This is a genomic window from Aeromicrobium sp. UC242_57, from assembly GCF_044452305.1.
Taxonomy (GTDB): domain Bacteria; phylum Actinomycetota; class Actinomycetes; order Propionibacteriales; family Nocardioidaceae; genus Aeromicrobium.
This window is the reverse complement of sequence record NZ_JBIOAM010000001.1, coordinates 313,642-334,909: the sequence shown is the minus strand read 5'-3', so window position 1 is coordinate 334,909 and position 21,268 is coordinate 313,642. Positions and strand designations below refer to the sequence as shown.

At 66.0% G+C, this 21,268-nt stretch carries 20 protein-coding genes, 3 tRNA genes and 5 pseudogenes; 9 read left to right on the top strand and 19 right to left on the bottom strand.

The features are described from left to right. Positions 1–4 precede the first annotated feature (4 nt). The 3 genes from ACHMWU_RS02260 to ACHMWU_RS02250 form a co-directional block, all read right to left on the bottom strand. Positions 5–1,840: a hypothetical protein gene (locus tag ACHMWU_RS02260; protein ID WP_396041477.1), complete on the bottom strand. Its 1,836-nt coding sequence runs from the start codon at positions 1,838–1,840 to the stop codon at positions 5–7. Positions 1,841–1,928: 88 nt separating this feature from the next. Beyond that, positions 1,929–3,815, bottom strand: a complete 1,887-nt coding sequence (locus tag ACHMWU_RS02255) for an RCC1 domain-containing protein (RefSeq protein WP_396041476.1) — start codon at positions 3,813–3,815, stop codon at positions 1,929–1,931. 126 nt (positions 3,816–3,941) lie between these two features. After that, positions 3,942–4,208, bottom strand: a complete 267-nt coding sequence (locus ACHMWU_RS02250) for a putative quinol monooxygenase (protein ID WP_396041475.1) — start codon at positions 4,206–4,208, stop codon at positions 3,942–3,944. A gap of 88 nt (positions 4,209–4,296) precedes the next feature. Between ACHMWU_RS02250 and ACHMWU_RS02245 the strand changes: the two genes are divergently transcribed. Next, positions 4,297–4,566, top strand: a complete 270-nt coding sequence (locus ACHMWU_RS02245) for a hypothetical protein (protein WP_396041474.1) — start codon at positions 4,297–4,299, stop codon at positions 4,564–4,566. Between the two features lie 109 nt (positions 4,567–4,675). Here ACHMWU_RS02245 and ACHMWU_RS02240 read toward each other — a convergent pair whose 3' ends face one another. From ACHMWU_RS02240 to ACHMWU_RS02220, 5 genes and pseudogenes are all read right to left on the bottom strand, one after another. Then, positions 4,676–4,912, bottom strand: coding sequence for a hypothetical protein (locus tag ACHMWU_RS02240; RefSeq protein ID WP_396041473.1), 237 nt, complete (start codon positions 4,910–4,912; stop codon positions 4,676–4,678). 97 nt (positions 4,913–5,009) lie between these two features. Continuing rightward, positions 5,010–5,086: transfer RNA gene (locus ACHMWU_RS02235), tRNA-Val, on the bottom strand. Between the two features lie 158 nt (positions 5,087–5,244). After that, the gene (locus tag ACHMWU_RS02230) at positions 5,245–5,655 is read right to left on the bottom strand and encodes a redoxin domain-containing protein (protein ID WP_396041472.1); all 411 of its coding nucleotides are present in this window, start codon (positions 5,653–5,655) and stop codon (positions 5,245–5,247) included. Then, positions 5,618–5,707, bottom strand: a pseudogene (locus ACHMWU_RS02225) (peroxiredoxin); the annotation flags it as partial. The pseudogene ACHMWU_RS02225 and the gene ACHMWU_RS02230, both read right to left, overlap by 38 nt. 51 nt (positions 5,708–5,758) lie before the next feature. After that, a complete protein-coding gene (locus ACHMWU_RS02220) occupies positions 5,759–6,145 on the bottom strand; it encodes a DUF3052 domain-containing protein (RefSeq protein ID WP_396041471.1) in 387 nt (128 codons plus the stop codon). Positions 6,146–6,271: 126 nt separating this feature from the next. Between ACHMWU_RS02220 and aceE the strand changes: the two are divergent. The 3 genes and pseudogenes from aceE to ACHMWU_RS02205 all read left to right on the top strand — a co-directional run bounded on the left by aceE (position 6,272) and on the right by ACHMWU_RS02205 (position 10,177). Beyond that, a pseudogene (gene aceE / locus ACHMWU_RS02215) lies at positions 6,272–9,027 on the top strand (pyruvate dehydrogenase (acetyl-transferring), homodimeric type). 50 nt (positions 9,028–9,077) lie between these two features. Further along, complete coding sequence (locus ACHMWU_RS02210; RefSeq protein WP_396041470.1) at positions 9,078–9,254, top strand: hypothetical protein; 177 nt, start codon at positions 9,078–9,080, stop codon at positions 9,252–9,254. A 125-nt stretch (positions 9,255–9,379) separates the two neighbouring features. After that, positions 9,380–10,177: a phosphatase PAP2 family protein gene (locus tag ACHMWU_RS02205; RefSeq protein WP_396041469.1), complete on the top strand. Its 798-nt coding sequence runs from the start codon at positions 9,380–9,382 to the stop codon at positions 10,175–10,177. Between the two features lie 4 nt (positions 10,178–10,181). Here the strand turns inward: ACHMWU_RS02205 and ACHMWU_RS02200 are convergent, their stop codons facing one another. Next, positions 10,182–11,135, bottom strand: coding sequence for an alpha/beta fold hydrolase (locus tag ACHMWU_RS02200; RefSeq protein WP_396041468.1), 954 nt, complete (start codon positions 11,133–11,135; stop codon positions 10,182–10,184). A 149-nt stretch (positions 11,136–11,284) separates the two neighbouring features. On the opposite strand from ACHMWU_RS02200, the gene ACHMWU_RS02195 reads away from it, so the two are divergent. Further along, positions 11,285–12,058, top strand: a complete 774-nt coding sequence (locus ACHMWU_RS02195; protein WP_396041467.1) for a phosphopantetheine-binding protein — start codon at positions 11,285–11,287, stop codon at positions 12,056–12,058. Positions 12,059–12,061: 3 nt separating this feature from the next. Here the strand turns inward: ACHMWU_RS02195 and ACHMWU_RS02190 are convergent. Next, positions 12,062–12,572, bottom strand: a pseudogene (locus ACHMWU_RS02190) (DUF3145 domain-containing protein). Positions 12,573–12,822: 250 nt separating this feature from the next. Here ACHMWU_RS02190 and ACHMWU_RS02185 point away from each other — a divergent pair. Beyond that, positions 12,823–13,005: a GNAT family N-acetyltransferase gene (locus ACHMWU_RS02185; RefSeq protein ID WP_396041466.1), complete on the top strand. Its 183-nt coding sequence runs from the start codon at positions 12,823–12,825 to the stop codon at positions 13,003–13,005. Between the two features lie 13 nt (positions 13,006–13,018). On the opposite strand, the gene ACHMWU_RS02180 is transcribed toward ACHMWU_RS02185, so the two are convergent. Next, the gene (locus ACHMWU_RS02180) at positions 13,019–13,453 is read right to left on the bottom strand and encodes an HAD family acid phosphatase (RefSeq protein WP_396041465.1); all 435 of its coding nucleotides are present in this window, start codon (positions 13,451–13,453) and stop codon (positions 13,019–13,021) included. Positions 13,454–13,695: 242 nt separating this feature from the next. On the opposite strand from ACHMWU_RS02180, the gene ACHMWU_RS02175 reads away from it, so the two are divergent. Further along, a complete protein-coding gene (locus ACHMWU_RS02175) occupies positions 13,696–13,851 on the top strand; it encodes a hypothetical protein (protein WP_396041464.1) in 156 nt (51 codons plus the stop codon). Here ACHMWU_RS02175 and ACHMWU_RS02170 read toward each other — a convergent pair. Continuing rightward, positions 13,849–13,921, bottom strand: a tRNA-Ile gene (locus ACHMWU_RS02170). The two genes, ACHMWU_RS02175 and ACHMWU_RS02170, sit on opposite strands and share 3 nt — an antisense overlap. 95 nt (positions 13,922–14,016) lie before the next feature. Here ACHMWU_RS02170 and ACHMWU_RS02165 point away from each other — a divergent pair. Beyond that, the gene (locus ACHMWU_RS02165) at positions 14,017–14,685 is read left to right on the top strand and encodes a pentapeptide repeat-containing protein (protein ID WP_396041463.1); all 669 of its coding nucleotides are present in this window, start codon (positions 14,017–14,019) and stop codon (positions 14,683–14,685) included. A 45-nt stretch (positions 14,686–14,730) separates the two neighbouring features. Next, complete coding sequence (locus tag ACHMWU_RS02160) at positions 14,731–15,471, top strand: PIG-L deacetylase family protein (RefSeq protein WP_396041829.1); 741 nt, start codon at positions 14,731–14,733, stop codon at positions 15,469–15,471. Between the two features lie 266 nt (positions 15,472–15,737). On the opposite strand, the pseudogene ACHMWU_RS02155 reads toward ACHMWU_RS02160, so the two are convergent. From ACHMWU_RS02155 to dgt, 7 genes and pseudogenes are all read right to left on the bottom strand, one after another. Continuing rightward, positions 15,738–16,682 (bottom strand): annotated as a pseudogene (locus tag ACHMWU_RS02155) (FAD-dependent monooxygenase); the annotation flags it as partial. A 190-nt stretch (positions 16,683–16,872) separates the two neighbouring features. Further along, a tRNA-Asn gene (locus ACHMWU_RS02150) sits at positions 16,873–16,945 on the bottom strand. Next, positions 16,936–17,175, bottom strand: coding sequence for a sigma factor-like helix-turn-helix DNA-binding protein (locus ACHMWU_RS02145; RefSeq protein ID WP_396041828.1), 240 nt, complete (start codon positions 17,173–17,175; stop codon positions 16,936–16,938). Before ACHMWU_RS02145 ends, ACHMWU_RS02150 begins: the two co-directional genes overlap by 10 nt. Further along, on the bottom strand, positions 17,168–17,530 hold the full coding sequence (locus ACHMWU_RS02140; protein WP_396041462.1) for a sigma factor: 363 nt from the start codon (positions 17,528–17,530) through the stop codon (positions 17,168–17,170). The genes ACHMWU_RS02145 and ACHMWU_RS02140 overlap by 8 nt, the downstream gene beginning before the upstream one ends. A gap of 180 nt (positions 17,531–17,710) precedes the next feature. Next, positions 17,711–19,525: pseudogene (locus tag ACHMWU_RS02135) on the bottom strand (CHC2 zinc finger domain-containing protein); the annotation flags it as partial. Between the two features lie 22 nt (positions 19,526–19,547). Next, positions 19,548–19,700: a hypothetical protein gene (locus ACHMWU_RS02130; protein WP_396041461.1), complete on the bottom strand. Its 153-nt coding sequence runs from the start codon at positions 19,698–19,700 to the stop codon at positions 19,548–19,550. Positions 19,701–19,796: 96 nt separating this feature from the next. After that, positions 19,797–21,248: a dGTP triphosphohydrolase gene (gene dgt, locus ACHMWU_RS02125; RefSeq protein WP_396041460.1), complete on the bottom strand. Its 1,452-nt coding sequence runs from the start codon at positions 21,246–21,248 to the stop codon at positions 19,797–19,799. Positions 21,249–21,268 lie beyond the last annotated feature (20 nt).

The window sequence follows — 21,268 nt, the reverse complement described above, 5'->3', positions numbered from 1 at the left end:
AGCTCTACGCGGCACCCGTGTCCAACGGGGTGACACCACGAGCCCACGCATAGCTGACATCGCCCGGAGTGCCAGTCGCCGCCTCACACGTCAGCGTCTGGCCGACGGCAGCCGTGCCACTGATCGACGGCTCATCGATCGTGAACGTGCCGTAGTCGACCGTCGCTGAGTCCTTGTTCGCCGACGCATCCGTGTAGCCAGCCCGTGCTGCGGTCACCACACACGTGACCTGCTCACCGCGATCAGCAGCCACCAACACATAGCTGGCACCGGTCTCGACCGGTGTGACACCACGCGACCACGCGTAGCTGAGCGTCCCGGGTGTGCCCGTGGCTGCCTCACACGTCAACGTCTCACCGACAGCAGTCGTGCCACTGATCGACGGCTCGTCGATCGTGAATGTGCCAGCCGCGACCGTCGCCGAATCCTTGCTGGCCGACGCATCGGTGTAACCAGCGCGCTGCGATGTCACCGTGCACGTCACCTGACCGGCCCGGTCAGCCGCCACCAGTTCGTCGCTGTCACCCGTGTCCAACGGTGTGGTCCCACGAGTCCACGCATAACTGACATCACCGGGAGTACCAGCGGCCGCCTCACACGTCAACGTCTTCCCGACAGCAGCCGTACCGCTGATCGACGGCGCATCAATGCTGAACGTGCCGTACCCGACCGTGGCCGAGTCCTTGGACGCTGACGCGTCCTCATAACCGGCCCGCTGCGATGTCACCGTGCACGTCACCTGCTCCGTGCGGTCCGCTGCCACCAACACGTACGTGGCGCCTGTGTCCAACGGGGTGGAACCACGCGACCACACATACGACAGCGTGCCAGGTGTGCCATCCGCCGCTTCACAGGTCAACGTCTGGCCGACCGCAGCCGTACCACTGATCGACGGCGCATCAATGCTGAACGTCCCGTACCCAACCGTGGCCGAGTCCTTGCTGGCGGTCGCATCGGCGTAGCCGGTCCGTGCTGCCGTGACCGTGCAGGTCACCTGCTCCGTCCGATCGGCCGCGACCAACACGTACGAGTCACCCGAACCCACCGGTGTGACACCACGAGTCCACGCGTAGCTGAGTGTGCCCGGCGTTCCGCTAGCAGCCTCACACGTCAACGTCTGGCCGACCTTCGCCGTCCCACTGACCGACGGAGCAGCAATGCTGAACGTGCCCGACCCAATGGTCGTCGAATCCTTGCTGGCCGACGCATCGATGTAACCGGGACGCGACGCGGTCACCGTGCACGTCACCTGCTCACCCAGATCAGCCACCACCAGCTGATACGTGTCACCCGAACCCAACGACACAGCACCACGCGTCCACGCATACGACAACGTGCCCGGAGTTCCACCAGCAGCCTCACACGTCAACGACTCGCCGACCTTCGCCGTCCCACTGATCGACGGGGTGCCGATCGTGAACGTGCCCTTGACCGTGGCCGTTGTCGCTGGCGAATACTCCGTCCGCGACTGGACACCTGTCTTCGAGACCGTCACCTTGACCCGGTAGTGACGACCCACCTCCGAAGCGGCCGGCGTATAGGTTGCACCACTGCTCAGATCCGACCACTCGTCCGAGGCCGACTCGTACTGCCACAGGTACGCCACGGTGGCACCGTCGGCAGCGCTCGGAGCCAGGGATCCACCCGGCGATGCCGTGAGCTCCACCCCGACCTTCGGCGTGCCGCTGATCGACGGCGACAACCCCGTGAACACGTCGGCGATCGTGATGGTCAGCGGAAGCGTTGCCGCGGTGGTCACGCCATTGTCGGCCTTCAACGTCACCGCGAACGTGCCAGCTTCGGTGGGCGTTCCCGAAAGGCTCCACTCATTCGAGCGCACCGTCACTCCTGCAGGCAGCGCGCCCACCACAGTGAAGGTCGCCCTCGGAACGCCCGGCCCATACTGGTTCAGGTCGTAGGTGAATGGCTCACCCTTCGTCCCGCTCGCAGTCGTGGCGCCATCCAGCGAGGGCGGTGCCGTGAACTCCGCAATCGGACCGACGCAGGTTCCCTTGCCGGTGCGACCCGACAACGTCTGCGAGAAGCCGCACATACCGACCGGCCGTGGTCTGGGACAACGCCAGAGTCGCTCCAGTCACTGACGCTGCCTGAGTTGCACATGTCGACGAGGTGCTGATGATCCACCTGTTCGTACCGGTGGCGTCATTCGCCGTCAGGGTCTTGCCCTCCTGCACTGTCCCGGTGAAGCCCTGCACCGTCGCGACGGTCTGAGCGGTCGTCGTCGAGACGCTGTTGGTGTAGCCGCTCTTCGAGCCGGTGATGGTGAGGACCAAGTCGCTGCCGGCATCGGCGAGCTTCGGCGTGTACGACGAGGTCGTGCTGACCGTGTCGGAGCCGATCTTCCACTCGTAGGCGAGGCTCGCGTCGGACGGAGCGAATGTCCCGCCCGAAGCAGTCAACGGCTCCCCGACCTTCACCGTGCCAGAGATCGAGGCATCAACTGCATCCGTGAACGGCGACGGGGCCGCCGGCTGCGCAAGCAGCACCGGCGAGGAAACGATGTTCGGAGGGGTGGCGGACTGGTTCTGGGTCCCGGTGCCGATGCCGCCCTGGTTGGTGACCAGCGAGTTGCCCCACGTGTAGACAGCGCCGCTCTGCGTGACTGCCAGCGCATTGGACGAACCCATGACGGCGTCGACGATCGGATCACTCGCAGCCCGGCCGGGCCATGAGGTGATCTTGCCGAAGGTGGTCGTGTTGGTGGTGGCGCCGTTGCCCAGCATGCCGTTGTTGCCTGAGCCAACCGTGTAGAGATGGCCCTGCTCGCTCAACAACATCGAGGTGTTGCCGCTGCCGCCGATCTCGACCGAAGCGATCGTGTCACCGGAGTCGACGAGCGTCGGGCTGATCGCGAGCGGAGTGAGCTGATCGTGGGTGCCAAGACCGTCACCGAGCCGGCCGCTCTGGCCGAATCCCCAGCCCCACACCTTGCCGGTGCCACTCACGGCGAAGTAGTACGAGGTACCCGAACCGATCGAGACGATCGAGTCACCGGCCAGCAAGCCAGTGAAGCTGGGCTGACCGAGTGCGGGCGTGTACGTGTTGTAGCCGTTCGGATCCGTCGTGTTGTCGCCGCGCTGGCCCCGCGACTTGGTGCCTGCCGACAGAACGGCTCCAGAAGCGGTCCGCACGATCATCGAGGCACTGCCGCCCACGATCTGAACGACCTTGTCGGATGGGCGGTAGAGACTGGTGACCTCGACCGGGGTCGCGATGTTTCCGCCGCCGTTGTCGACGCCGGTCTGTCCCCACTCGTTGTAGCCCCAGGCGTAGACGCGTCCGCTCTCCGTGACGACCCGGCCCCCTCCTGCGACCTGAGCGACGTACACGGGCTTGTCCGAGGCCCAGGTCGGCGACACGGCAACGGGGGTCGACTGGTTGGTCAGCGCTGCATCGTTGCCCAGGCCGCCCTGTCCGTCGTAGCCCCACGAGTAGACGTGGCCTCCATCGGTCAGCGCCAGCCCGACGCCGGACGCGGTGGCGAGACTGCCGCTCCCGCTGACGGACAGCTGCACGACCTTCTCGCCGGTGGGAGCGAAGGCCGCCATCTTGACCGGCGTCTCTGTGACACCCGTGGTCAGCCCCAGGCCAGTCGCTCCGGCGGAGTTGTCACCGAAGGTGTAGATGTCGCCACCCTGGGTGAGGAAGGCGCCGACGGCGGCGCTGCGCTGAACCGAGATCACCTTGGTCGGAGTGGCCACCGCCGCCGATGCAGCAGGCAGCGGCCCGGCGATCACGACCACTGCGGTCAGTCCGGATGCGATGACTGCGCCCCCGACGAGGGTGTGCAGCAACTGGACAGGAGTCTTCACCGGGTACCGCCTGATGTGAGGGACGTGAGCCGGATCAGTCTAGGTCGGTTCCCGCCCCGCGGTGCCCGAACAAAATACTTCCTGTCACCTTTCTTGGCGGAGGCGCGGCTACAGCACCGGCAGATAGATCAGCGCGGGCCGGGCCGTCTCCAAGACCTCGAGCTTGGCCATCGCCAGGACGAAGTGCTCGGTGCGGGTGTGGGCGTCGAGATGCTCCTGCGACTCCCACTCCTCGGCGAGCACGAACTCGTCGGGACTGTCACGCAGCTGGAGGGGCTGGCTGACGCAGCCGGGCTCTTTGCGCGTCTCCGAGATCAGCTCTCGGTAGACGGCAAGAGCCTCATGGAGGTGCTCCGGCTCGATACGACATCCCACCAGAACTCAGATCGTCGAGGTCAGCTGCGACATGACGAGGAACTACAGTCCCGGCATGCGATGGCAACAGTTGTTTCGTGGACCGAGTGTGTATGTCGCCGACGGCAACATCGTTGAGACCACCTGGCGCGGCACCTTCTCCATGCCTGTGGCGAACATACGCGAGATCCGCATCGGCTGGGTGCCATACGGGCCGCCCGCCATCTATCTAGAGAGCAACGTCGGAAATGTGATCTCTCTGCGTGTCACTGAGGACACCGAGAACACTCGTGAGCAGGTCGGCAAGGCTGTTCGTGACCTACCGCTTGCCACCCGGCTCACTGAAGCCACGCGTGCGGCTTTGAGGCTCGCTCCGTGATCTGGCGGAGCAGGGTGCTTCCACGCCCCGTCCCTGCACCACCCACCAACGCAAAAGTGGGTACGGCTACCGGGTCACACGCGGCTGGGACAGCAGACTCAGACCGCGCTCAGTCACCTACGCCCTCGCGGGCGGCAGCAACCATCGCGACGCAGAACACCGCTCCCCAGTACACGCAACCGACGACCAAGAGGTAGTTGGGGCCGCGACCGCTGTCGCGCAATGCCCATTCGATGTCGTGGCCGTGAGCCCACCAGCCAGCCAGTGCGGTCACACCGATCCATCCCGCGGCGAGGAGCAGCCATCGCTGCACCGTCCGGAACCAAGGACGACTGTTGCGATGCACCTGCGAATCGTACCGGCACGCGCTTCTCTGAACAGTCGCAGCGATGTTCTGCGGGGCGGGCATTGCTGCGATTCGCCGGCGTTCAAACGACGCCGCGTGGTGGGCGAAGAGGGACTCGAACCCCCGACCTTCCGGGTGTAAACCGGATGCTCTAACCAACTGCGCTATTCGCCCTCGGAACCTGCGGAAGACTACCGCACAGGCCCGTGACATACGAAACCGCGGCTGCCAAGGTCTCGGGTCCCTGGCAGCCGCAGCATGACTATCAAACCCTATGGGCCACCCGACCCGCAGCCGATTTGAGAAGATTTTCAGATTCTCACGAGGGCGATCTACGCGAGCCCTGAAAGCGCCGCCAGATATGCCTTGGAATCACGCGAAACGTTTAGGCCGCTGCCCACCATCCAGCGCAGAATTCCCTCCCGATCGATCACGAAAGTGCCACGGTCGGGGACGCCGATCTCTTCGTTGAACGTCCCGTACGAGCGCGCGACCTCACCGTGCGGCCAGAAGTCGCTGAGCACCGCGAAGCCGAGGTTCTCGCGATCGGAGAACACCCGATTGGCGAAGAAGGAATCGCACGAGACCGCGATGATCTCGGCGTCGCGCGACGAGAACTCGTCGCGGCTGTCGCGCAGCGCAGCGAGCTTCTCCGGTGCAGACTCCGCTAAATGCGAAGGGGAAGAACACCAGGACGACAGCCTTGTCGCCGCGGTAGGAGGACAACGAGATGTCCTCGCCATGCTGGCTCTTGAGAACGAACTCCGGAGCCGGCTCGCCGATCGTGAGAGTCATGCCCTCAGCGTATCGGCGGGTCCTTGCTACGGGCTCAACGAGCCAGCAGGATCAGCGCTTCTGCGCCGTGAGCTTGGTGGCCGCCCAGTCGGGGGTGGCCGAAGAGGTCGTCGTCACCGACAGACCAGCGATCTCGGCTGCCTCGACGACGTCGGCGCCCGGAACATAGTTGTCCCGTCCGACCTTGGGCGTCAGCAACCACACTGAGCCGCCCTCGACCAGATCGGTCAGCGAGTCGACCAGCGCATCAGTCAGATCACCGTCTCCGTCACGCCACCAGAGGATGACGCCGTCGACGTCCTCACCAAAGTCTCCGTCGACCAGGTTGTTGCCTGTCTGACGCTCGATGTCGAGTCGCAATTCTTCCTCGACATCCTCGTCCCAGCCCAGCTCCTGGATGACGGTGTCAGCACCAAAGCCCAGCTTGCCCGCGTCCACCGGTGTGATCTCCTCAAGTTCGACGAAACCTACTGAAAAGTAGGTTGTTCAAGTATGTTGCCGGTCTCACAGTAGCGAACCCGGGGTGGGATGATGGACACGTCCACAAGACAACTGGGAGTAAAGATGCCGCAATCCGGTCAGGAACGTCCGCCCGTCATTCATGAAGGCCTGCCTACGCAGCTGCCCGACATCGACCCTGACGAGACGGCGGAATGGATCAGCTCGCTCGACGAGATGGTCGACAGTCGCGGCCGCAGCCGCGCACGCTACGTCATGCTGAAGCTGCTCGAACGCGCACGTGAGCAGAATGTCGGCGTCCCCGGCCTGCGCAGCACCGACTTCATCAACACGATCCCGCCCGAGCGTGAACCCTGGTTCCCGGGCAACGAAGCGATCGAACGTCGCATCCGTTCGTACATCCGTTGGAACGCCGCCGTCATGGTGTCGCGCGCCAACCGCCCCGGCCTCGGCGTCGGTGGCCACATCGCCTCGTACCAGTCGGCTGCGAGCCTCTATGAAGTCGGCTTCAACCACTTCTTCCGTGGCAAGAACCACCCCGGCGGCGGCGACCAGATCTACTTCCAGGGGCACGCTGCCCCCGGCATCTACGCCCGCTCGTTCCTCGAGGGCGGGCTCGACGAGCAGCGCCTCGACCGCTTCCGTCAAGAGCACTCGCACGGCGCGGGCAACGGCCTGTCGTCGTACCCGCACCCACGTCTCATGCAGGACTACTGGGAGTTCCCCACGGTCTCGATGGGCCTCGGCGGCATCAACTCGATCTACCAGGCACGGTTCAACCGCTACCTGCAGAACCGCGGCATCAAGGACACGAGCCAGCAGCACGTCTGGACGTTCCTCGGTGACGGCGAGATGGGCGAGCCCGAGTCGCTCGGCGCGATCGGCCTGGCTGCCCGCGAAGAGCTCGACAACCTGACCTGGGTCATCAACTGCAACCTGCAGCAGCTCGACGGCCCGGTGCGCGGCAACGGCAAGGTCATCCAAGGCTTGAGTCGTACTTCCGCGGCGCTGGCTGGAACGTCATCAAGGTCGTCTGGGGCCGCGAGTGGGACGACCTGCTCGCCCGCGACACCGACGGAACACTCGTCAACCAGATGAACCGCACGCCCGACGGACAGTTCCAGACGTTGTCGGTCGAGACCGGCGCCTACAACCGCGAGAACTTCTTCGGCCCCGACCCGCGCCTGCGGGCCATGGTCGAGCACCTCAGCGACACCGACATCGAGCGCCTCCCCCGCGGCGGCCACGACTACCGCAAGGTCTACGCAGCGTTCGAGGCCGCGCAGAAGCACACCGGACAGCCGACCGTCATCCTGGCGCACACCGTCAAGGGCTGGCTGCTCGAGTCGTTCGCGGGACGCAACGCGACCCACCAGATGAAGAAGCTGACCAAGGACGACCTCAAGGGCTTCCGCGACCGGCTCAACATCCCGATCACCGACGAGCAGATCGACGGCGACGCGCTGCCGCCGTACTACCACCCCGGTGCGGACAGCGAAGAGATCCAGTACATGAAGGCCCGGCGTGAGGCGCTCGGAGGTTCGCTGCCCAAGCGGGTCGTCAACCCCACGCCGATCAAGCTGCCGGCCGACTCGGTCTTCGACGAGCTCAAGAAGGGCTCGGGCAAGCAGCAGATCGCCACGACGATGGCGTTCGTCCGGTTGCTCCGCGACCTGATGAAGGACCCCGAGATCGGCAAGCGCATCGTCCCGATCGCCCCCGACGAGTACCGCACGTTCGGCATGGACTCGATGTTCCCGTCGGCCAAGATCTACAACCCGGCCGGCCAGACGTACGAGTCGGTCGACCGCAAGCTGCTCCTGGCCTACAAGGAGTCGGCACAGGGACAGCTGCTGCACGAAGGCATCAGCGAGGCTGGCGCCACGGCGTCGGCCACGGCTGCCGGCAGCGCCTACGCGACACACGGCGAGCCGATGATCCCGGTCTACATGTTCTACTCGATGTTCGGCTTCCAGCGGACCGCCGACTCGATCTGGGCCATGGCCGACCAGCTGGCCCGCGGCTTCCTGATCGGCGCCACGGCCGGTCGTACGACGCTGACCGGTGAGGGTCTGCAGCACGCTGACGGCCACTCGCCGCTGATCGCCCAGACCAACCCGGCCGTCGTCCACTACGACCCGGCGTTCAGCTTCGAGATCAGCCACATCGTCAAGTACGGCCTCGAGCGCATGTACGGCTCGACCGACACGTTCCCGCACGGCGAAGACATCATCTTCTACCTGACGGTCTACAACGAGGCGTTGAACCAGCCGGCTGAGCCCGACGACATCGACGTCGAGGGCCTCCTGAAGGGCGCCTACATCTACCGCAAGGCCAGCGGCGGCACCCTGCCTGCTCGCATCATGGCCTCGGGCATCTCGGTGCCGTGGGCGCTCGAAGCCCAGGAGATCCTCGCCAACGACTACGACGTCGCCGCTGACGTCTGGTCCGTGACGTCGTGGAACGAGCTCGCCCGCGACGCCGTCGCAGCCGAGCAGTGGAACCTCAACCACCCGGGCGAGTACAGCCGCATGCCGTACATCACGGTCAAGCTCATGGACTCCAACGCGGTCACGGTCGCCGTCAGCGACTACATGCGAGCCGTCCCCGACCAGATCGCTCGCTGGGTGCCCGGTCCGTGGCAGTCGCTGGGCGCCGACGGATTCGGTTTCGCCGACACTCGTGCGGCTGCCCGTCGCAAGTTCCAGATCGACACCGAGTCGATCGTCGTCAGCGTCTTGCAGAGCCTTGCTCAGCAAGGTTCTGTGTCGCCCGACACAGTGCGCGAGGCATTCCTGCGGTTCCGGATCGACGATCCGACTGCCGTTGCAGGCGTCGAGCAGGTGGGCGGAGACGCCTGACTTCGTAGCCTCACAAGAAACTCTCAGTACGGCAGTTTAGGATGACCTCTATGCTTCAACGGTCCTTTGCTGCCTTCTTGAGATGGCCGTACGCCTTCGGTGTCTGCTTGTCCATCGCGGTCGGCGCCACGGCGATCTACTTCTCACAGGACCTGAACGTGGGCCTGAAGGACCCTGAGGGGTTCCTCGGGCCGCGTACATCCGTCTTCCGCTACTGGGCCTGCTGATCTTCTCGGCCGTCATCGGACCACAGGCGGCCTACCGGTACGGGTTCAAGAACACGTTCTCGGGCCTGAAGTCGATCATCAAGAACGAGTGGGACCTCAAGCGCATCGGGTATGTCACGACCGGCATGCTCGTGTTCTACATCTGCTACGTCAGCTACCGCAATCTCAAAGCTGATCTGCCCTTGCTGACTGATCACACCAAGTACGACCACGACCTGCTGACGATGGATCACTGGTTGTTCTTCGGCAACAACCCGGCTGACGTGCTGCACAACTTCTTCGGCACCGATGTCATGTCGCAGATCTTGGCCGCCCTGTACGTGCTGTACCTGCCGGTCGTGCCGATCACGGTCGCCGCGGTGCTCGTCCTGCACCGCGACGTCACCGTCGGCGCCTGGTACGCAACCGCGGTGAGCCTCAACTGGGTGCTCGGCACGATCAGCTACTACATGCTGCCGTCGACCGGGCCTGCGTTCGCGCAGAGCCGGATGTTCGCTGACCTCCCCGACACCGGTGCCACGGCCTTGCAGTACTCGTTGTTCAGCAACGGGGCCAAGTTCATCGCAGACCCTCAAGGCGACAAGATCTACGGCATCGCCGCGTTCGCATCCCTGCACGTGTCGGTCGTCTTCACCCTCGCGCTGTTCCTGCACTTCGCAGGCATCGCGCGCACGATCCGCTACATCGCCTGGATCTACCTCGGGTTCACGATCCTCGCGACCCTGTACCTCGGCTGGCACTACATCGCCGACGACATCGGTGGCCTGGTCATCGGTGCCCTCGCGGTGTGGATCGGTGCGCTCGTCACGGGCAATACCCGCCGTCAGAAGCGCAAGAAGGCCGCGCGTCTGGCGGAGTCCGAAGAAGAGATCGAGCCGTCGGTGCCCGTCGCAGCCTCGGCTGTCGCCGAGCCGTCGGTCTGACTCGTCAGCGGATCGCCGGAGCAGCCGCCAGCGGTTGCTCCGGGACGCTCTCGAGCTCGAACTGGTCGCCCCTGCGCAGCAGCGTCCGCCACTTGCCCCGGTGATACGTGGCCGGGCCGCGCGCGGCGATGAACTCCGTGACGATCTGGATGAACCGATCGGGATGGTCCTTGTGCGGGAAGTGCCCCGAGTCGGCCAGCACGTGGACGTCCGAGATCTCCGTAGGTGCCAGGTCGGCGTGCGCGGCCGGGATGACCATGTCGTCACGCCCCCAGATCACCAGCACCGGCATCAACCGGGCCAGGTAGCTGCGATCGGTCATCGTGACGAACTGGCCACGCCAGTCGAGGACGTGGCTCGTGACGCGTTGCACCGCAGTCCGCTGCGCCGGATCGGCCAGCGACTCATAGATGCGGGCCACCTCACCCAGGTCGCGGGTCGCGCTCAGCGGCAGGCGTGCCAGCGAGCGCAGTCCGCCGCTGACCAGCGGACGCCACGGAAGAGCCGTCGCCGCCGCGATCGCCATGCTGCTGCCCGGAACTGTCAAAAGGCGGATCAACGGGCTGACTTCTTTTCCGAGGCCGCCGGTCGAGACCAGGACGACGCGTTCGGTGCGGTCGGGGAACTGGTAGGCGAACTGCATCGCGACGCCGCCGCCGAAGCTGTGACCGATCACTGTGACCTTCTCGATGCCGAGCACCGTCAACAGGTCGCGCATGCCGTTGGCGTAGCCGCCCAGAGAGTAGTCGGCGTTGGGCTTGTCGGACTCGCCATGCCCCAGCAGGTCGGGGGCGATCACCGTGAAGTGCTCAGCCAGGCCCGGCATGACCTCAGACCAGGTCGACGAGTCACAGGCGAGACCGTGCAGGAGCAGCAGCGCCGGACCGGACCCAGCGATGCGGAATGCCCGACGATATCCGTGAACCACGACGTACTGGACGTCCTCGGCGCTTTCCATCGACCCATTCTAGAGGTGCGGGGTGCACCTGCTTGAGGCGACGTGACTTCAGTGCCGCGGTCCGTCACGACACGTCGCTAGAATGACCTCGTGCCCTCCTCGTCATCAGTCCATGAACAGCTGACCGACATCCTCGTCCGAGTCGTCGCGTGCCGCGCCGACGCCGTGACACCGCAAGCGACGTTCAAAAGCTCGGCACCGATTCACTGACGATCGTCGAGATCGGCGAAGAGCTCGGCCGCCGATTCAACGTCTACCTGTCCGACGACACGATCGACTCGCTGCGCACGGTGCAGGACGCCATCGACGCGATCGTCCAGCACGACGGCGCCAAGCCGGTCGCCGCGGCAGTCGCTGCCGGCAAGCCCACCAGCCCCACCAAGCCCACCAACGACCGGATCGTCAAGAGCCTGACACCCGCGCAGGTCCACGAGAAGCGCACCCGCGCCACCGGGTTCGTGGCGAAGTTCGGGTTCATGGGGCTGGTCATCGGCGGGCTGCTCGGGCTCGGCGGCGCCGCCCTCGTGAGCGCCAGCGGCATCAACTCCGTCGACCTGCCGCCCATCGCCGCACCGACGGCCACGGCGACGACACCAACTCCTACCGAGACGCCTTCGCCCGAGCCGACCTCGAAGACAGAGGCGCCGAAACCGACGATCGACGCCTCCGACACCCAGGTGTCCCCGGGCCAACGCTTCATCCTGTCGGGCACGTTCCCCAACAGCGCTACCGGCGAGAAGCTGCAGGTCGAGGTTCGCGAGTCCGGCGAGGGCTGGGACGACTTCCCGATCGAGACCACGACGCGTGACGGCGGCGCCTTCAAGACCGAGCTCTACACGTCGCGTACCGGTCAGCGAGAGTTCAGGGTGACCAACAAGACGACCAACACCTCGACTCCATCGGTCAAGGTCACGATCGGCTGAGCGTCAGATCACCTGGTGCAGCCACCGCACCGGTGCGCCTTCACCCGCATGCCTGAACGGCTCCAGCTCGGCGTCCCACGCCACCCCCGAGAAGTCCGTCGAGTGCCGTCTCGAGGTCGACCTCGCCCGTGGCAGCCTTCACCCGGAAGGCCTTGATCCGGTCTTCTGGGATCAGCACATCACCGTGCAGCCCGGTCATGGCATGGAAGATGCCGAGCTTCGGCGTGTAGGAGTAGCGGGCGCCTTCGCTGGACGCGGTCGGCTCCTCGGAGACCTCGAACCGTAGCTGCTCCCATCCGCGCAGGGCGGAGGCGAGCATCGCTGCTGTGCCAGAACCGGCCTGCCACGACAGCTCGGCCCGGTAGGTTCCGGGCTCGGCCGGCTGAGGAACCCACGCGAAGTCGGGGGTGCCACCGAGCACACCAGCCACGGCCCATTCGACATGAGGGCACAGCGCAGACACGGAGGAGTGCACGAACAGCACTCCCCGCGTCGGGGTCGTCGGCGAAGACATGTCTCTACTTGTTACAGCCATCGGTGCCTCCCTAGTGTCGCCTTCCCCAGCGTCTCGGGGGCACCTGAGACCATTGTGTCGTACGTTGGTGTTCGCGGACAACATCTCACGTCAGGAGAATGTCGCATGACGACGACCGTGCACGACAATCCGGCCGAATCCCGCTTCGAGATCACGATCGACGACGAGCTCGCCGGCTACGTCGACTACCGAAAGCACGACGACGAGTACGCCCTCCCCCACACCCGGGGTGTTTCCGCAGTTCGAAGGACGCGGTGTCGGCAGCGAGCTCATCGTCGGCACGTTGACCGAGATCGCCGCCCGCGGCGGAACTGTCCTGCCGTTCTGCCCTTTCGTGCCCAAGGTCATCCGCGACCACCCCGAGTTCTTGGAGCTCGTCGAGGTGGAGCAACGGCCGACGTTCGACCTCTAGCCTTGCGGCTGCCTCAGGAGCTGCCGACGACGTACGTCTGGATGCCGTTGTCCTTCCACAGCTCGACGATCGCCGGCTTGTCGTCCCAGGCCTCCACCACGGTGAAGCCGTCGTCGGTGATCTGCTTGAGGATCTCGGACTTGATCACGACGTCCTTGCGGTAGTCGCCGACGATGCGCATGTAGAGGCCGTCGTAGGCGATGCCGTGGCGGACCAGCCAGTCGAGGGTCAGGTCACGCCAGATGAACTCGCGTGAGGTCACGACGAGCACCGCCCGCCCCTGGTCGTGCTGCTCCTTGGCCGCTGCGACGACGTCCGCGTGTGGCGGGCAGCCTGCCGAGGCCGCGTGGAAGGCGGCGAAGTCACGGTCCTCCCCCTCGATGTGGTGCTGGATGCTCGTCGTGTCGCAGAGCGTTCCATCCATGTCGAAGATCACTGCATCGCGCATGGCACCAGTGTGACCTGTGACGGTAGGCTGGGACCAGGTCGGCCCCTTTCTAGGCCGAAACAGCGGTCGTCACCCTTCCACGGTGGCGGCCGTGCTTGTTTCTCAGGACCCTGTCCGCGGCGAGAGCGCCAGTCGCCACGCCGGACGATCCGCAGACCTCGTTGCGGTGACCGCACGATCCTGGCGAGCAACGCCCTTCCACCCCTCGATCGTCGGATGCTTGACACGAGGTGGTGAGGAACATGACCGCAGTCGTCGTGGTGGTGCTGGCCGTTCTGGCCGTCAACGTGCTGCTGGTGCTGGCACTGCTGATCCGCTACATCCGGGAGTGCCGTGACGAGGAGGACGATCACTCGCCTGGACGGCCAGTCGAACAGCCTGACCTGCTGCAGTTGTAGGGCGGGCGGGGCTCGAACCCGCGACCAAGGGATTATGAGTCCCGTGCTCTAACCAGCGAGCTACCGCCCCGCGACGAGAGAGCCGATCACGAGGCCTCCCGCGCGACGAGCATAGCGGTGACACGGCCTGCCGATCTGTCGTGGGGCACGCCTACAGTCGGGTCCATGCCCTCCGCCGCCTCCCCACGAGCTCGTGCCCCGCGCATCGATCCCGTCACGCTGACCGATCTCTCACCGGGCTCGGCCGACGACCTCGCACCCGGTGCCCTGGCAGAGGGCCTGAGCTTCACGTCGTTGACGCTCGACGGCCTCAACCTGTCGGCCATCACGATCACCGAGTGTGCATTCGACGGCCTGTCAGCTCACGAGACGAGCCTCCGGTCGGCCAGCATCACCGACACGACGATCGAACAGCTGAACGCCCCGGTGCTCACCGCACCCCGCACCCGTCTGACTGATGTGTCGATCTCGAGCTCCCGCCTGGGATCAGCCGATCTCTACGACACCCGGTGGCGGTCTGTCGCGATCGCTCATTCCAAGCTGGGCTTCGTCAACCTGCGCGGATCCGAGCTGATCGACGTCAGGTTCGAGTCGTGCTCGATCGACGAGCTCGACATCGCGTCGGCCAAGCTCGAACGGGTGCAGTTCGTCGACTGTCGCGTCGGCGTGCTGAGCCTGACCGGCGCATCGCTGTCCAACGTCGACCTGACAGGACTGCAGCTGCAGCAGGTCGACGGGATCGACTCACTCAAAGGAGCCACGATCAGCGATCTTCAGCTGTCACTGCTGGCTCCCCTCTTCGCGGGACATCTCGGCATCAACGTCGAGACGTAACGGTTTCACCTGTCCAGCACGGCGTGACGGGCCTAGTCTGACCTCATGAAGCCCACACCGCTTGAGCCGGTAGACGAGTCCTGGGAACGCGCCCTCGTGGTCGTGGCGCACCCCGATGACGTCGAGTTCGGCGCAGCTGCTGCCATCGCCCGCTGGACCGACCAAGGCAAGACCATCGTCTACTGCATGGTGACGAGCGGCGAAGCGGGCATCGACAGCCTGCCGCCCGAAGAGTGCCGACGCGTGCGCATGGACGAGCAGATCGCCTCGGCCAAGATCGTCGGTGTCGAGAAGGTCGACTTCTTGGGCCTGCCCGACGGGGTGCTCGAGTACGGCGTGTCGCTGCGGCGAGCCATCACCCGCGCGGTGCGTGAGCACCAGCCCGAGATCATCATCACCAACAACTTCCGCGAGACCTGGGGCGGGTCGGCACCCAACCAGCCCGACCACATGGCCGTCGGACGTGCGAGCCTCAACGCTGCCGGCGACGCAGGCAACCGATGGGTCTTCACCGAGCAGATCATCGAGGGACTCGAACCGTGGGGCGGCGTCAAGCAGGTCTGGGCGGCCGGCTCACCCGATGCCGCGCACGCCGTCGACACGACAGACACCTTCGACCGCGGCGTCGAGTCGCTGAAGGCGCACGCGGCGTACATCGACGGCCTCGGCTGGGAGAACTTCGACGCCGCCGAGATGCTCGAGGGCATGTCGCGACCCACGGGCTCCCGGCTCGGCGTCACCCACGCAGCGGCGTTCGAGGTGTTCTCCCTGACGTGGGGCGACTGACCACTCAGGTCACGTCTCCGACCGTGGGCCGGAGTCCGGCACGCCTGCGTAGTCGGGCAGCCAGGGCCGTTGACGGCACGCTCGACCAGCGGCATCAGCGCCTCCATGTCGGGCTCTGGACCCGGCTCGGCGTCAGCGGCCAGCGTCGGCGCGGTCAGCATCTCGACGTGCATACGGCCCATCTCCTGGTTGGCCTCGACGTAGCCACGCATCCGCTCCTCGTAACGCGCGAAACCAGTCGCCGGGTCCCAGTCGGCAGCGGCGAGCTCGCCAGCCAGCAGGTACGCGCCGACCAGGGCCATCCCCGTTCCGCCGCCCGACATCGGCGAGGCACTGAACGCCGCGTCTCCGATCAACGCCACTCGTCCGCTCGACCAGCTGTCCATCTTCACCTGCGCGACCTGATCGAGGTAGAAGTCGGGAGTGTCGTCCAGGTGCGCGAGGATGCGCGGGGTCTCCCAGCCGAAGCCTGCCATCTGCTCGCGCAGCAGGCGCTTCTGCGCCTCGACGTCGCGGTGGTCGACGACGAAGTCAGCTGATGGGAAAGACAGCATCGCGATTGCGTGGTCGGCGTCGCCGACGGGCCGCAGCCCGACCCACCGTCCGCCCTCCTTGTAGTCGAGCATCCAGCTGTCGAGCCCGAACTCGTTGGGCACGGTGTAGAACGCCAGCACCAGTCCGAGGTGGTGGATGAACTGCTCGCGCGGGCCGAAGACCATCCCCCGCAGCGACGAGTGCAGTCCGTCGGCGCCGATCACGAGCTCGAAACGACGCTGGAGACCGCTGGCGAAGGTGACATCGACCCCGTCACCATCCTGGGTGAGGTCGGCGATGCGGTCACCGAACAGATACTCGACGCTGTCGCAGGTGTCGTCGTAGAGAATCTGCGCGAAGTCTCCACGCAGGATCTCGATCTCCGAGATGTACCCGTCGCCGTCATCGTCCTCGGCGCTGAAGGTCTCCAACACGTTGCCGGCGGCATCGACCGTGTAGGCACCCGCCGTGTCGGTGCACGCTGCTCGCACCGCCCCATCGAGCCCCATCCGCCGGATCACCTCCTTCGCCACCCCGCGGGCGTCCACTGCCTGCCCGCCTGGTCGAAGGCCGGGCGCCTGCTCGACCACCGTGACCTCGGCACCCCTGCGATGCAGCCAGTGGGCCAACGCGGGACCCGCGATGCTCGCCCCTGACACCAAGACCCTGATGCTCATCGTGTCTCCTTCTCCTCTGCCGCCCGGCGGCATTCCGAGCCTACGAGAAAGATCGCTCGGAAGTCAGAGATCAGCGGTCCCAACGGACAGACCCTGGTCGAAGCCCAGCGGAAGTTCCTGGCTGATCAACGTCTGCGAGCAGCCCAAAACAGCAAGACCCCCGCCGGAGCGGGGGTCTTGCTGGGTGATGCTCCCCAACTTGGACTCGAACCAAGAACCCTCCGATTAACAGTCGAATGCTCTGCCAATTGAGCTATTGGGGATTGGTCCCTCGCTGCGGAGGAACACAGTAGAGAACTTTAGCAAGCCTTCGACGCACTTGTCGCACCGCCTGCCCCTCTATCGTCCGAACCTTGCTGATGGTGACATCGAGCCGGTCGGCGACTGCTCGACGGGACATCGGAAAAGCACTGGAATCTCCGATTCCGAACCTCAGGCGAAGCACGTCGGCCTCGAGCTCGGAGAGACCGTCGAGGAGATCGTTCTCACGCAGATCGGACGACGAGGGAGCTCCGATCGACGTCGTCGAGGGGGACGTCGGGACGGTCTCGTCGACGCATCTCGGCCCCGATCCACTGCCAGGCGTACGTCGCGAGACGGGCCCCGCGGTCGGGGTCGAAACGGTCGACCGCACGGATGAGGCCCACGGCGCCAGACTGCACCGCATCACGCAGCTCTTCGCCCCGTAGACCGAGCAGGATCGCTCGCATGGCCACCGCCCTCATCCCTGACGTGATGAGGGCGCTGCGGGCATCTGGGTCTCCCCCACGCGCACGGCAGGCAAGCACCCGCTCCTCGCTAGCTGACAACGTCGGTTGCGACAACAGGTTCTGGACGAATCGATCCATGAACCCAGCCTTGGCTGCGCACCGTGCAGAATCACGAGTCTCAGAACGATCTGTGGACGGACGGCCGCGCGAGATCAGCTGGGGACGTCGGCTCCGAGCGACCGGTCGCGCAGATCGCGGAACTGCTGCTCGAAGGCGATGAGCTCACCGAACATGCGGTTGTACGCCTCGGCCTCATCAATGGGGTTGGTGCGCTGCAGCTTGGACTTGATGTCGGCGATGCGCCGCCCCAAAGTCAACAGCCAGGCGCATCAGCACCGCCGCGACGACGGCCTCGGTGTTGCCCTCACGCGCTCGCATCGGTTGCACCGCGGCGATCGACAAGATCCTCTTGGTGTCCTCGTCGGGCAAGGTGTCGGCCAGTCTGGGGAGCCAGGTCGGATCGGTCGACTCGGGCCACTGCATCGCCTCGACGTGCGACCAGATGACCTTCGAGATCGGGTGCATGAAGTCGTTGTCGCCGATGTTGTCGGCGTACTTGGCCGTCAGGTGCGGGTACTGCACGATGACCTTGAGCGCCTCACGCTCGTCGGCGAACTGCGGAAGACCGAAGTTGACCGCCGGAGTGGGCACGGCCGGCGCGGCCGGCTCCTCAGCGGCTGGCTGCGCGCCCCTGGGCTGGTTGACCTTGGGCGGGTTGGCCACCCGACGACGGTGCGCCGTGCGGACCTGGTCGACGTCGACGCCGACCCGTCCGGCGATCTCGCGCAACAGCTCGTCGACCTTCGACTTGTCGCGGATCGCCGACGCCAGCCCGACGGCCTCGCGCACGGCGTCGACCCGTTGGTCACCCCGATCGAGGTCGTACTTGCCGAGCAGGTTGTCGAGGACGAACCGGTACAGCGGGATGCGACCGGCGACCAGCTCACGGACCGCCGCATCACCATCGGCGAGGCGCAGGTCGCACGGGTCCATGCCGCGAGGCTCGACCGCGACATAGGTCTGGGCGACGAACTGCTGATCGCCGTTGAATGTCTTGAGCGCCGCGCGCTGGCCTGCCTCGTCGCCGTCGAAGGTGAAGATGACCTCGCCGTGGAAGGCCTGGTCGTCGAGCATCAGCCGGCGCATCACGCGGGCGTGGTCTTCGCCGAAGGCCGTGCCGCACGTCGCGACCGCGGTCGTGACACCGGCCTCGTGACAGGCCATGACGTCGGTGTACCCCTCGACGATGACCGCCTGGCTCGACGACGAGATCGACCGGCGTGCCAGGTCGAGGCCGTACAGCACCTGCGACTTCTTGTAGATCGGTGTCTCGGACGTGTTGAGGTACTTGGCCTCGACCCGGTCGTCGTCGAACATGCGCCGGGCACCGAAGCCGATGATCTCGCCGGTCATCTCGCGGATCGGCCACAGCAAGCGTCCCCGGAAGCGGTCGTAGAGGCCGCGCGTGCCGCGTGATGCGAGTCCGCCGATCAGCAGCCGTCCTCGGTGAATCCCTTGCCTCGCAGGTGGGCGACGAGCTGTTCGCCGCCACGCGGGGCGAAGCCCATGCCGAACTTCTCGGCGGCGGCCTGGCTGAACCCGCGGTCCTGGACGAACTGCCGCCCCGCCTGGGCATCGGGTGCGGACAGCAGCACCTGGGCGTAGAACTCGCCAGCCTCACGGTGGGCGGCCAGCAGCCGGGGTCGCTGGTTGGGGTCGCGGCGCGGTCCGGGGGTGCCACCCTCGTCGTAGCGCAGCGTGATGCCCGACTTCGCGGCGAGGCGTTCGACAGTCTCGACGAAGCTCAGGCCCTCGATCTCCATGACGAACTTGAAGACGTCGCCCCCGGCCCCGCAGCCGAAGCAGTGATACGAGCCGACCGAGGGCCGGACGTTGAACGAGGGGGACTTCTCGTCGTGGAACGGGCACAGCCCCTTGCGGGAACCTCCGCCGGCGTTCTTGAGCGTGACGTACTGCTCGACGACCTCGTCGATGCGCGTGCGTTCGCGGACGCCTGGATGTCCTCGTCCTTGATGCGCCCGGCCATGTGGTGATCGTAGTCGGCCCCTCCACCATCAGGGCGACTAGTGGGCGACTAGTGGAGCAGTCGGTCTGCCCAGGCCCTGGCGGAGACGTCAGTCAGGCTCGCAACCTGGTCGATGATGACGCGGCGCCGGGCGCTGTCGTCGGCTGCTTTCGCGAAATCTTCGGCGAACTCCGTCTCCAGCTGCGCGTCCCTCCGTTGCATCGAGCGCGTCGACCAGCGCGAGCAGAAGATCACGTTGCTGCGCGAGCGGCTCAGCGCGGTCAGTGGACCGCATGACGTAGTGCGCCGCGATCGACTTCAGCACCGTGATCTCGTCCCTGGTCTCGACGGGTACCTCGAGATCTGCCCGAACCGGATCAGCGGACCAGTCCCCACACCTCGACCGTGGCATGCTCGGCGGCGCTCGCGAACCGGCCGATCAACCCGCTCGTCAGGCTCTTGAGGATCGCTCGGGGCGGCCCCGGCTGCCGTCGAAGACGGTCGTCGGCCACTCGGGCAGCTCCTGCAGCCGGTCGAGCGCAGCATCGAGACGGTCGTCGGTGGCGCCCGAGTCGTACCAGTCGCGGGCGACGTCGTGGATCGAGGCGATGTCGAGCTCGCCACGCCGCAGTCCGAACCAGCCGCCGACCACACCGTCCTCGACGTCGTGCACCGAGTAGGCGATGTCGTCGGCCAGGTCCATGACCTGCGCCTCGATGGGACGCCGCCGGTCGGGGCACCCTTGCGGAGCCAGACGAACACCGGAAGGTCGTCCTCGTAGGCACCGAACTTGCCGCTGCCATCAGCCGCGTCCTCACGCGCCCACGGATACTTGACGCAGGCTGACAGGGTCGCGCGAGTCAGGTTGAGGCCGACGCTCCGGCCGTCGGCGGCAAACGTCTTGGACTCCAGCCGGCTCAAGATCCGCAACGTCTGGGCGTTGCCCTCGAACCCGCCGCACGACTGCGCCGCTTGGTCGAGGGCTGTCTCGCCGTTGTGACCGAACGGCGGATGCCCCAGGTCGTGCGCCAGCGCCGCCGAGTCGACGATGTCGGGATCGCAGCCCAGCGCCTTGCCGAGCTCGCGGGCGACCTGCGCCACCTCCAGCGAGTGAGTCAGCCGGTTGCGGACGAAGTCGTCGAAGCTCGCACCCATGACCTGCGTCTTGGCCGAGAGCCGGCGCAGGGCCGCAGAGTGCACGACACGGGCCCGATCACGTTCGAACGACGTGCGCCCGCAGCGTTTCGGGGGCTCGTCGACGAACCGCTCGAACGACTCAGGCCCGTACTGTGCGACCGTCATCGGATCTGCTTGGCCATGTTGATGTTCGTGGTCTCGAACCCGGCCGACTCGTACAGGCTGATGGCGACGTCGTTGAAGCCGAACACGTGCAGCCGCAGCACCCCGATGCTGTGATCGGCGCACCACCCCTCCGCCGCTTCCAGCAGCTCGACGACCCAGGCCTTCGCCCCGTCGGCTCGGGTCGACCTCGATGTCGTAGATGAACGTCTCGGGCGGTGTCAGGGCCGGATCGGTGAACAGCCACAACGTGCCGACCTCGCGGCCGTCGACCGTGCCGACGAAGAGGTCGTGTCCTGGCGTGTCGAGCCCCTGCGGCAGCAGCACCGCGTTCTCGCGGGCGGAACGCTCGAGCGCCCCGTCCTCAGGCCAGTTGCCGGCATCGATCTTGTCCTGCGCGAAAGCCGTGATCTGGTGCTCGTTCCACGACACGAACCGTTCGGGCGTCATGGGCTCCAGGGTCAACGACATGGCCCCAGCCTAGTCACCGC

What these genes read in the sequence shown, in the direction of transcription:
- ACHMWU_RS02230 (WP_396041472.1), bottom strand. Translation starts at nt 5,655, where the DNA reads ATGGCGAGGACATCTCGTTGTCCTCCTACCGCGGCGACAAGGCTGTCG.
- ACHMWU_RS02210 (WP_396041470.1), top strand. Translation starts at nt 9,078, where the DNA reads ATGCTTCAACGGTCCTTTGCTGCCTTCTTGAGATGGCCGTACGCCTTC.
- ACHMWU_RS02205 (WP_396041469.1), top strand. Translation starts at nt 9,380, where the DNA reads ATGCTCGTGTTCTACATCTGCTACGTCAGCTACCGCAATCTCAAAGCT.
- ACHMWU_RS02200 (WP_396041468.1), bottom strand. Translation starts at nt 11,135, where the DNA reads ATGGAAAGCGCCGAGGACGTCCAGTACGTCGTGGTTCACGGATATCGT.
- ACHMWU_RS02180 (WP_396041465.1), bottom strand. Translation starts at nt 13,453, where the DNA reads ATGCGCGATGCAGTGATCTTCGACATGGATGGAACGCTCTGCGACACG.
- ACHMWU_RS02175 (WP_396041464.1), top strand. Translation starts at nt 13,696, where the DNA reads ATGACCGCAGTCGTCGTGGTGGTGCTGGCCGTTCTGGCCGTCAACGTG.
- ACHMWU_RS02165 (WP_396041463.1), top strand. Translation starts at nt 14,017, where the DNA reads ATGCCCTCCGCCGCCTCCCCACGAGCTCGTGCCCCGCGCATCGATCCC.
- ACHMWU_RS02160 (WP_396041829.1), top strand. Translation starts at nt 14,731, where the DNA reads ATGAAGCCCACACCGCTTGAGCCGGTAGACGAGTCCTGGGAACGCGCC.
- ACHMWU_RS02140 (WP_396041462.1), bottom strand. Translation starts at nt 17,530, where the DNA reads ATGGATCGATTCGTCCAGAACCTGTTGTCGCAACCGACGTTGTCAGCT.
- ACHMWU_RS02130 (WP_396041461.1), bottom strand. Translation starts at nt 19,700, where the DNA reads ATGCAACGGAGGGACGCGCAGCTGGAGACGGAGTTCGCCGAAGATTTC.
- dgt (WP_396041460.1), bottom strand. Translation starts at nt 21,248, where the DNA reads ATGTCGTTGACCCTGGAGCCCATGACGCCCGAACGGTTCGTGTCGTGG.